The organism is Mycobacterium sp. (genome assembly GCF_036488105.1).
Classification (GTDB): domain Bacteria; phylum Actinomycetota; class Actinomycetes; order Mycobacteriales; family Mycobacteriaceae; genus Mycobacterium.
Window position 1 is genome coordinate 1 of sequence record NZ_DASXHW010000081.1, and the last position, 10,226, is coordinate 10,226.

General features: G+C 64.5%; 10 protein-coding genes. 2 read left to right on the forward strand and 8 right to left on the reverse strand.

Annotated elements, in window-relative coordinates; translation table 11 throughout:
* Together VGH54_RS04235 and VGH54_RS04240 are read left to right on the forward strand one after the other, a co-directional pair.
* Window positions 1-404: SDR family oxidoreductase (locus tag VGH54_RS04235; RefSeq protein ID WP_331510687.1), on the forward strand; the 404-nt coding region annotated here is incomplete at its 5' end.
* 29 nt (window positions 405-433) lie between these two features.
* Window positions 434-1,246 carry an SDR family NAD(P)-dependent oxidoreductase gene (locus VGH54_RS04240; RefSeq protein ID WP_331510688.1) on the forward strand — a complete coding sequence of 271 codons (813 nt, stop codon included), beginning with the start codon at window positions 434-436 and terminating at the stop codon, window positions 1,244-1,246.
* On the opposite strand, the gene VGH54_RS04245 is transcribed toward VGH54_RS04240, so the two are convergent.
* From VGH54_RS04245 to VGH54_RS04280, 8 genes are all read right to left on the reverse strand, one after another.
* Window positions 1,243-3,678: a CoA transferase gene (locus VGH54_RS04245; RefSeq protein WP_331510689.1), complete on the reverse strand. Its 2,436-nt coding sequence runs from the start codon at window positions 3,676-3,678 to the stop codon at window positions 1,243-1,245. The two genes, VGH54_RS04240 and VGH54_RS04245, sit on opposite strands and share 4 nt — an antisense overlap.
* Window positions 3,675-4,793, reverse strand: a complete 1,119-nt coding sequence (locus tag VGH54_RS04250) for a M24 family metallopeptidase (RefSeq protein ID WP_331510690.1) — start codon at window positions 4,791-4,793, stop codon at window positions 3,675-3,677. The genes VGH54_RS04245 and VGH54_RS04250 overlap by 4 nt, the downstream gene beginning before the upstream one ends.
* Entirely contained in the window at window positions 4,783-6,027 is a 1,245-nt protein-coding gene (locus tag VGH54_RS04255; protein ID WP_331510691.1) for a Xaa-Pro peptidase family protein, read from the reverse strand. Before VGH54_RS04255 ends, VGH54_RS04250 begins: the two co-directional genes overlap by 11 nt.
* A gap of 8 nt (window positions 6,028-6,035) precedes the next feature.
* The gene (locus VGH54_RS04260) at window positions 6,036-7,097 is read right to left on the reverse strand and encodes an amidohydrolase family protein (protein ID WP_331510696.1); all 1,062 of its coding nucleotides are present in this window, start codon (window positions 7,095-7,097) and stop codon (window positions 6,036-6,038) included.
* 178 nt (window positions 7,098-7,275) lie between these two features.
* Complete coding sequence (locus tag VGH54_RS04265) at window positions 7,276-8,520, reverse strand: cytochrome P450 (protein ID WP_331510692.1); 1,245 nt, start codon at window positions 8,518-8,520, stop codon at window positions 7,276-7,278.
* Window positions 8,521-8,523: 3 nt separating this feature from the next.
* On the reverse strand, window positions 8,524-8,718 hold the full coding sequence (locus VGH54_RS04270; RefSeq protein WP_331510693.1) for a ferredoxin: 195 nt from the start codon (window positions 8,716-8,718) through the stop codon (window positions 8,524-8,526).
* Between the two features lie 11 nt (window positions 8,719-8,729).
* Window positions 8,730-9,383 carry a TetR/AcrR family transcriptional regulator gene (locus VGH54_RS04275; RefSeq protein WP_331510694.1) on the reverse strand — a complete coding sequence of 218 codons (654 nt, stop codon included), beginning with the start codon at window positions 9,381-9,383 and terminating at the stop codon, window positions 8,730-8,732.
* Window positions 9,384-9,427: 44 nt separating this feature from the next.
* Window positions 9,428-10,226 (reverse strand): SDR family oxidoreductase (locus VGH54_RS04280; RefSeq protein WP_331510695.1); only part of this gene is annotated, 799 nt, incomplete at its 5' end.

Here is a 10,226-nt window from a genome sequence, read left to right on the forward strand (position 1 = left end):
CGGGCGGCAACGGTGGCTCGATCATCCTCACCAGCTCGGTCGGCGGCCTTAAGGCCTACCCGCACTGCGGTCACTACGTCGCCGCCAAGCACGGTGTGGTCGGCCTGATGCGCACCTTCGCGGGCGAGCTCGGCGCGCAAAACATCCGGGTCAACTCCGTGCACCCGACCAACGTCAACACCCCGCTTTTCATGAACGACGGCACGATGCGGCTGTTCCGGCCCGATCTGGAAAACCCGGGCCCCGACGATATGAAGGTCGTCGGCCAGCTGATGCACACCCTGCCGATCGGCTGGGTCGAGCCCGAGGACATCGCCAACGCGGTGCTGTTCCTGGCGTCCGACGAGGCGCGTTACATCACCGGTGTCACGCTACCGATCGACGGCGGCAGCTGCCTGAAGTAGTGCAAGCCGCATCGGCTAACGTCGCGGCCATGAGCGGATTTGAAGGCAGGGGCGCCGTCATCACCGGCGGTGCCAGCGGTATCGGTCTCGCGACCGCAACTGAGTTGGCAAGGCGCGGAGCGCGACTCGTCCTCGCCGACGTCGACCAGCCTTCACTGGAGCAGGCGGTCGCGCACTTGCAGGCTGACGGGTTCCAAGCGCACGGCGTGATGTGTGACGTCAGGTATCTCAAGGAGATGATCAACCTTGCCGATGAGGCATTTCGTCTTCTCGGTCAGGTCGATGTGGTCTTCAGTAACGCCGGCATCGTGGTCGCAGGTCCGATCGCGCAGATGACGCACGACGACTGGCGCTGGGTGATCGACATCGACCTGTGGGGCTCGATTCATGCCGTCGAGGCGTTCCTGCCCCGGTTGCTCGAGCAGGGCAGAGGCGGCCACGTCGCCTTCACCGCGTCGTTCGCCGGCCTGATGCCCAACGTCGGCCTCGGCGCCTACAGCGTCGCGAAATACGGCGTCGTGGGCCTGGCCGAGAATCTGGCTCGTGAGGTCAAAGACAACGGCATCGGTGTGTCGGTGCTCTGCCCGATGGTCGTCGAGACCAAGCTGCTCTCGAACTCCGAACGCATCATGGGCGCGGATTACGGGCTGTCGGCGACCAGCACTCCGACGCAACCAGACACACTGAACGTCGACGAGGTAGCCCGGCTGACCGCCGACGCGATTGCGGCCAATCGTCTCTACGTGCTGCCCCATTCGGCCGCTCGTGGATCAATTCGCCGGCGATTCGATCGCATAGACCAGACATTCGAGGACCAAGCCGGCGACGGGTGGGGTCACTAACGAGCCGGCGCGCAGCCGATGACGCCGTCGGCTTCCAGCTCGGCGATCTCGTCGTCGCTCAACCCGAGTTCGGCCAGCAGCTCGTGGTTGTGCTGCCCAAGCATGGGCGCGGATTTAGTATGGAAAACGCCGGGCCCACCAGAGAACCTCGCGGGCACGGTGCTGAGCTTAGCCCGGCCGTTCACCGGGTGATCGAATTCTTCGAAGAAGCCACGAAATGCCAACTGGTCCAAATCCGCTTGACGATGGGGTTGCATGACGTTGGCGACGGGCACACCGGCATCCCACAAGGTTCGGACGATGTCGTCCCGGCCGCGGTCCTTACACCAGGCAGCTAGCTGCTCATCGATGAGACCGTGGTGTGCACGCCGCCCTGTTTGGGTTGACAGCCTGGGATCGGTTGCCCACGAGGGCGATCCGAGTGCACGCCAGAGCCTTTCCCACTGATCGTCAGTTGCCACCGCAATGGCGACCCAGCTGTCGAGGCGACCGAACTCGTCGATATCTGCGCTGCGGTAAAGATTCTGGGGTGCCGCGGTTGGTCCTCGATTGCCCATCCGCTCCGGCACAGACCCGTACGCGGAGTACTCGATGATTTGTTCGGCGGAAACATTAAGCGCGGCATCGACCATCGCGGCCTCGACGAGTACACCCTGGCCGGTGCGGCGACGGTGTTCCAGGGCTAGCAGGAGACCGTTGAGCGCATGCACACCTGCGTTCGGGTCACCGATCGAATACGGCTCGTACGGAGGGCGGTCGGGATAGCCAGTCAGCCAACTCAGGCCGGACGCAGACTCGATGGCATATGCGAACGCCGGATTGTCGCGCCACGGCCCGTCGAGTCCGAAGCCGGGCATTCGCAACATGACTGCGTCAGGACGGGCTGCTTGAACGGCACCAAAGTCCAGCCCGATCTGGTCGAGCACCCGGGGTGTGAAGTTCTCCACGATGACATCGCAAGTCGCGGTGAGCCGGCGCAACAGCTCGCGCCCGCGTGGGGTCTGCAAGTCAAGCGTCAGACTTTTCTTGTTGGTGTTCAGCGCCGCGAAGATCGGCGATTTCTCCCACCACTGGTCTTCGGTGATTGGTATGCCGGCGATCAATCGGGTTCCGTCGGGCCGGCTGACGGATTCCAGGTGGATTACGTCGGCGCCGAGCATGGCCAAAAAGTGAGTGCAACTGGGACCTGCCCAGAACGTCGTCATGTCCAACACCCGAAGTCCGCTGAACGGCAGCCCGTTTCCAGGCGCCGAAGGCGTCGGAAGGGTCTGCGGAGCCGTGCTGGCCGCCCGGTAACGGGCAGTGTGTTCTCCGAGCCGCGGTGCCGGAAGAGGCGACTGAAGCTGTGCGGGCTGCATCCGGTAAGGGGGGCCCGGCTGTTGGAACCCTTCGCGCGGATTGCGCACAAACGAGCCCCGCTCCTGGAAGTGGTCGAGCGATGCGATATTCGACCCGTTTGCCACCGGCGCATTTGGAATCCTGAATGCCGTTGCAAGTTCCCGGATCTCGTCGACCGGGTTACTCTCGACCCAGGCAAAGATCTCTTCAGCGTGAATGTTGGCCAACTCGGTGATCGACAGTGGCGATTCCTCGTCGATCCACTCCGGGTGACCGACCATCGCACATAGATCGAACCATTGCTGCGCTGTCCCACAGCCGAGGTCCACCAGGCCGTCCTTCGCCGGCGCCACGCCCGGAACTGTGAGCCGCCGGGCGTCTCGCCAAGGCCGACCGAGCATTTCGAAATAGGTGACCGGGTAATACGTCAGGCCAAGGATCTGGGTTTCCAGCATCGAAAGATCTATGAGTTCTCCTGGTTCGCCTGGGCCACCGGTGATTCGGCGGAACCGCGACGTCAGGGTCGCTGCGCTTGCATAAGCCCCGGCCATGTACTCGCCGACCTGGCCGCCGACGAACACCGGCGCTCGTTCCGGCAAACCGCGCCCGAGCCCGACGATTCCCCCCGACCAGGCTTGCAGCGTGAATTCGGTGGCCGCCCGGTCCCGCCAGGGACCATCCAGGCCGAACGGCGTGATCGAGGTGACGGTCAGCTGAGGGTGCGCACGAAGGATCGCAGCAGGTCTAAAGCTTTGGCGCTCGGCTAGTTTCGATCCTGCAGACCACACCACAGCATCCGCCGTCGCCAACAGCCTGTCGACCATTTGGATATCGTTGTCGACTTCGGGATCGGCGATGACACTGTGTTTCGATCCTGCCAGAAAACTGAACAACGCGCCGTCGCCGCCTTGTTCAATGGCCGCACCGGAATACGACCAACGCCGCAGCGGATCACCCTGCGGCGGCTCGACTTTGATGACGGCGGCGCCGCCGTCGGCAAGCAGCTTGGTGCAGTACGCGCCTGCTATTCCGGTCGATAAATCGACCACCGTGAAGCCGGCCAGCGGCGGTTCGACCCGAGGTTCGGCACTCATGCCTGCCATGACGGGCTCGATGTCAAGACCTCGGGACCGTCGGGGGTGATCAACACCGCCTCTCGCCCGAACACGGCGCCGACGCCCGATTGCCAGACATATCCGGTGACCGCCAGCACCATCCCCGGCTCCAGCAGTTCCTCGGCGGCCGTTGCCGGCAGATGCTGCGAGACCACAGGTGGGTCGAATCCCAGACCCAGCCCCCGCGCGATGGGCATCGGCGGCGGTTCTTCGCCGGCGGCCTGGTAAGCAGCAAGTAGGTCGATGGCGGGTGCACCTGGTTGACAGGCTTCATAGAGCCTGTCCCACAGCGCATCCCACCGTCGATACAGGTCACCGGCGCCGTTGAGTTCGCCGACCGGCCAGGTGCGGCCGACCTCACCGGTGTAGCCACCGTCGAGCACGCCCGCGGAGAACGCCACCAAGTCGCCGGCCCGAACAATGCCATCATCGCTGGCCCGTCGCCACGGGTGCTCGCGTGCGGTCACCCACGCCGCATCCTGGGTGGACGGTGTGCTGACCCCGCCGGCCGCCATGGCCTCCAACAACACTCCGGCCAAGGTCTTTTCGCTGATGCCGGGCCGCAGCTCTGCGACGGCGGCGGCCAGGCCGACCTCGGCCACCCGGATCGCCTCACGCAGCGAGACGACCTCTTCGAGGGTCTTGATCCGTCGGGCGGCACGCATCGCCAGCTCACCGTCGACCAGCTCGGCGTTCGGGAACGCCACCGGCAGCAGTTGCGCAAAGCCCGGTGAAAGTGCATCGGTGCCAACGCGTTTTGCGTCCGCCGCACCGTCGATGCCTTTGAGCACCGAAATGGTGTTCATCGGATTCCAGGCGATGCCGTACAGATTCTCGTGCGGGATGTCGTCGGGCACTCCCTCATCCCACGTGCTGAGCAGGTGGATGGCGCCGGTCTTGCGGATGACCACGCAGGTCGGTCCGAACGGCCGGGTTCCCGCGACCCATAACTGCGGCGCACCGGACACATACCGCACATTGGCCTGCCGCCCCAGCACCAGCACGTCGAGGTCGTGCTTTTCCATCTGGGTCAGCGCGCGTTCCCGGCGGCCGGTGCGAAGCGCGCGGTCGTCGGCCAGAACCTCAGTCGCCATAAGGGTGATAGGGGTAGTTGGTCAACGGAATCCAGCCTTCCTCGGTGATCACGACAATCTCTTCGCTGCGATAGCCGCCGGTGCCTTCTTCCCACACAACCGGTTCCAGCACCATCACCATTCCCGGCTCCAGGACGAAGTTCTCGTCGAACTCATCGCCGAGATCGGTTCCGATCATTGGGGTTTCGGCGGCGTTGACGCCGATGCTGTGCCCCAGATAGAAGTGCGGAAGCCAGGGCCGGGCACCGCCGTTCGCTTTCGTCGCCGTTCGGCCAAGCTCGGCGATCGTGGTGCCGGCGTGCGTCACGTCGAGCACGGCGTCCATGATCTCCCGCCACTTGTGGAACTGTGCCTGCTGGCGCGGTGTCGGGTCCTGTCCGACGATCCACGTGCGCCCGAAGTCGGAGCAGTAGCCCTGATACGTGATGCTGACATCGGTCCACAGCACATCGCCGGCGGCCAGTTCGCGCTCAGTCGTCAACAGCGGCAAGGCCAAATCGCCGTGGGTGGTCCATACGCCGTCGGCCTTGTATTTCGGCATCACCTGCCAGATCGGCTCCAGCATGCTGGCCATCGCGCCGAGTTCGAAGGCGCGACGCATGAAACTTGCCGACAGTTCGATTTGCCGAATTCCCGGCGCCAGCGCGGCTTGCACTTCGACCATGGCCGTGTCGGTGATCCGGCACGCGGTACGCATGCAGGCCAGCTCGTCGGGAGTCTTGATGAGCTTCGCGGCGCCGACGATCTGCGCGGCGTCGGCCGGCCGACCGGACCGGAAGAGCCGGCCCTGCGCGCGCCGCATCGCCCCGGTGAGCTCGTCGACCGCGATCACGGCGGCCGCGGGGACCAGGTCCTCGAGCACCCGCGCGAAATTCTCCACGCCCTCGTCGAATTCGAGATACACCGGCCCGTGCAGATGATCGGCAGGTAAGCCCGATTCCGACGCGGCGCCTTCGCGGAACGGCAGAAACAGATGCGGGTGCGGATCGTCGGCGAGCACCACCGCGACCGGTCGCTCGACGTAAGACAACCCGGCATCGCCCAATGGCCAACTCACCCCGGTGGCGTACACAACGCTGTTGTTGCCCAATAGGATCAAGGCGTCCACGCCGCGATCGGCCATCGCGGATCGGAGCCGCGCACCGGTCTCGCGACGCATCCGCTCGAGGCCCGGGGTTTCCGGAATGTTGAGCGCAGACGAAGGTGCGGCCCGCAACGATGTGGTCAAAGTCATTCAGCGGCCTACAAACCCAAGAACTCGGTGATGTTGCCGCTGACGATGCGGGTGGCCGCCTGCGGCCCGACCGCGTCGACGACCGCGGCCAGCGACTTTTCCGAGTAGCCGAAGGTGCTTTCGTTGTGTGGGTAGTCGCTGGACCACATCACCTTGTCGATACCGATCTGGTCGATCAACTGCAGTCCCAGCGGGTCGACCATGAACGATGCGCTCATGTGGGTGTCCCAGTAGTAGCGGACGTCGTGCTCGAGCGGCCGATTGAACATGTGCTGGTAGGACGCCACCAGATGCTCGGCATCCTGCAAAGCCCATGGCACCCAGGCGATTCCACCTTCGAACCAGCCGATCCGGAGTCCGGGGTGGTCGTCGAGGATCCCGGTGAAGAGGTACTTGGCGAACTGTTCGCGGAATCCGTCGATGTTGATCATCATGCCGACGACGACGCTGTTGAACTCACACGGACTCTTCGGCGGCGTCTCTCCGATGTGGTGAGCGATCGGAAGCCCGGCGGCCTCGATCTCGTCCCACACCGGCTTCATGCTGGTGCTGCCGTAGTCGATCGGCTTGTCGTCGTCGTCCTTGCCGGGGTTGAGCGGCAGCAGGAAAGTCTTGAGGCCGAGCGACTTCAGTTCGGCCAGTGTCTTTTTGGTGCCTTCGGGATCCCACCAGTTGATCAGTCCCGCACCGTAGAAGTGGCCTCCTGACTGCTCCTGCAACTCGGCCATGTACTCGTTGTAGATCCGGAACGCCAGCTCTCGAAGTTTCTTGTCCGGGTAGTGGAAGAGCGCCAGGATGGCGTTGGGGAACGCGAGTTCCTTCTCGACACCGTCCTCACGTAGTTCCTGGATGCGGGCCTCGATGTTGGTACTCGCCGCACCGGGCAGGTCGTCGTACTGCATCAGGACGGCGCTGAAATCGCCCGGCAGGAATGACTGCCCCTTGCGTCCGACTTGGTAGGCGCCGTCCTCGTACCAGATTCGCGGCGCCTTGTCTTTCAGGTCTTCCGGGAAACGCTGATAGAAGATGTCATCGGCCAGCGAAATGTGGCTGTCCGCCGAGAAAACCACCGTGCCTTCGGGCAGGCCGGTGTTGGTGCCGCTGGCGTGACCGTGCCGATTCTTGGGCGCGCCAAAGCCTCCCGGCGGGTACAGCGAAACGGTGCTTGTTTGAGGCGACATCAGTGGCCCTCCATTCGGATCCAGACTTCTTTGACAGTAGTTCTCGCGGATCGGCTGGTGACAGGATTCACCAGGTCACCGGTAGTTCGTAGACGCCGTATGCGAGCCGGTCATGTTTGAGCGGCACGTCGTCGATCGGCACGGCGAGTTCCAGGGTGGGAACGCGGCGAAACAGGGTGTGGAAGACGATCTGCAGTTCGGCGCGGGCAAGCTGCTGGCCGACGCACTGGTGCCGTCCGTAGCCGAATGCGACGTGCTGGCCGGCACCCGAGCGATGCAGGTACAGCCGATCGGGTTCGGTGAATTCCTTGGGGTCCCAGTTCGCCGGCGCATTGTCGATGATGATGCCTTCTCCGGCCCGGATGACTTCGCCGGCGATGTCGATATCCTCCGCGGCGATGCGACGCTGGCCGTTTTGGATGATGGACAGGTAGCGCAGCAGTTCCTCGACGGCGTTGGCGACGACTCTCGGGTCGTCGGTTTCTCGCAGCACCGCCGCCTGGTCGGGGTGGTGCAGTAAGGCCAGCACACCCAGACCGATCATGTTGGCAGTGGTCTCGTGTCCGGCGATCAGCAAGCCGGTCCCCAGCTGCGCGGCTTCCTTGACGCTGAGCTCGCCCGCCTTGACGCGCTCGGCCAGGTCCGACACCGCGTCTTCGGCCGGGTTTTCCATCTTGGCCTCGACCAGCTGCGCAAGATATTTGTGCAGGCTCATCGCACCCTTGACGGTGTCTTCACCGGTCGCGTAACGCGCCAGCCCGACGTTGGCGTGGTGCTGGAACATCTCGGCGTCTTCGTAGGGCACGCCGAGCAGCTGGCTGATCACCAGCGAGGGCACCGGGAGTGCCAGCTCGCCGACGATCTCGCCGGGCTTCGGCCCGGCCAGCATCGAGTCGATAGCGTCGTCGGTGATCTGCTGGATCGCCGGCCGCAAGCCTTCAACCCGCTTGAAGGTGAATGGTTTTGACAGCATCCGCCGAAACCGGGTGTGCTCTTCGGCGTCTGCGGTGAAGACCGATCTGGGCCGCTTGTGCACCGTGGACAGCATGCCCTCGTTCCAGTGCGGGAAGCCGGGGCGCCGGTCGTCGACGCTGACCCGAGGATCGGAGAACAGCGTGCGCGCCTCTTCGTAGCCGGTGATGAGCCACGGGGTGCTGCCGTCCCAGATCTTGACTCGGGACAACGGCCGCGCATCGGCCAACTCCATCACTTCGGGCGGCGGGGCGAACGGGCAGCCGCTGGCGCGTGCCATCGGATATTCGGGGGCGTCGGAGATCGCCGCGGTTGTCGTGCCGGTGAGCGTGTCGGACACTTCTCACTCCTCAACGTGGATGGCTAGTGCGGGGCAACCCGCCTCAGCCTTGCGGGCGTTGTCGGCCTGCTCGGCGGGCGGGTTCTCGTCGAGCACGACGACGACGCCGTCATCGTCGCGCTGATCGAAGATCTCCGGCGCATGCATCACACAATTTCCTGACGATGCGCATTTGTCTTGGTCCACAGAAACTTTCATCATCAACGTCTTCACTCGTGCGGCGTGACCGGCGCCAGCCAAAGTCCGACGACGGCGTCGACGAGACGGGTTCCGGCAGTCTGCCAGGACGTCCACGGCGCGGATGCGCCTGCGGCCAAAGCCCGTTCGCGATCGGCGCAGGTGTGGACCAGCAGGTTGCGCGCCATCAGGTTGCGTTCCACCCGAACGTCGATCGGGAGTTCGGGAAGGCACCGGTTGATCCCGTCGATCACCTGCACCAGCGATTCAGATGTCAGAGCGTCTTTGACGACGATGTTGTAATACGCGGGATCGGTCATCACCTGCGCGGCAAAGCGTGCGTACCAGCTGGGGTTGCCCAGCGCCGCCAAGTGATCGGTCAGCGGGCGCACCAGGCATGCGACCCAACTCCGGGTGTCCTCGGATTTCAGGGTCTGCGCGACCATCACTTCCCGCAAGCGCTCGATGGGCTCCCGGTGCCGTTGTTCGATGGCCCGAACCAGGTCGGTTTTGGTGCCGAAGTGATAGCCGACCGCGGCGTTGTTGCCTTGCCCGGCGGCCTCGCTGACCTGCCGATTGGAGACGGCGAACACGCCGTGTTCGGCGAACAGTCGCTCGGCGGCGGTCAGGATCGCCTCCTGAGTTGTGCTGGCCCGTTCAGTGCGCGCGGCCCTCGCTGTGGTCACCCGGCTAGTCAACGCTTCGTCTCCGATTAAGTCAAGCGATTGATTTAATTTCTCTGCTCCGGACGCCGACGGAGCACCTTTCCGGCGACCGTCCCGCCGTCGACTGGCAAGACGGTCCCGGTGACATACCGGGACCGGTCGCTGGCCAGGTAGAGCGCCGCCTCGGCGATATCGTCGGGTGTGCCCTCCCGCTTCAGCGGCCGATCGGCACGCATCTGCTCGCGGATCGCATGCTCGAAACGCGCGAGCTCTTCGGGGGACTTGTCGGTTGTCGTCGTCTGCAGCAGCGGTGTCGGGATGTTGCCCGGCGCGATGGCGTTGACCCGAACCTCGTAGTGCGCCAACTCGATCGCCGCGGACTTGGTGAACATGATGACCGCCGCCTTGGACGCGCGATACGTCATCACGCCGCCGCCGGCCTGAATACCGCCGATCGACGACATGTTAATGATCGACCCGCCGCCACTGGCCGCCATCTGGCGGGCGGCGTCGCGGGTACCGGCCATCACGCCCAGGACGTTGACGGACATCACGCGCTGGAAGTCGGCCAGGTCGTCGTCGAGGAAGCTGCGGTGCATCTTGCTCGAGACTCCGGCGTTGTTCACCATGACGTCGAGCCGGCCGAAGGTCTCGACGGCTCCCGCGACCAGCGCACCGATCTGTTCGGGGCTTGAGACATCGGCCGACCGGAAGACCACGTCGCCGCCCAGCTTGCCGGCCAGCTCTTCACCACGCTCACGCTCGACGTCGGCGATCACCACCCGGGCGCCTTCCGACAAGAACTTCTCGACGATTCCAGCGCCGATGCCGGAGGCACCTCCGGTGACGATCGCGACCTTGCCG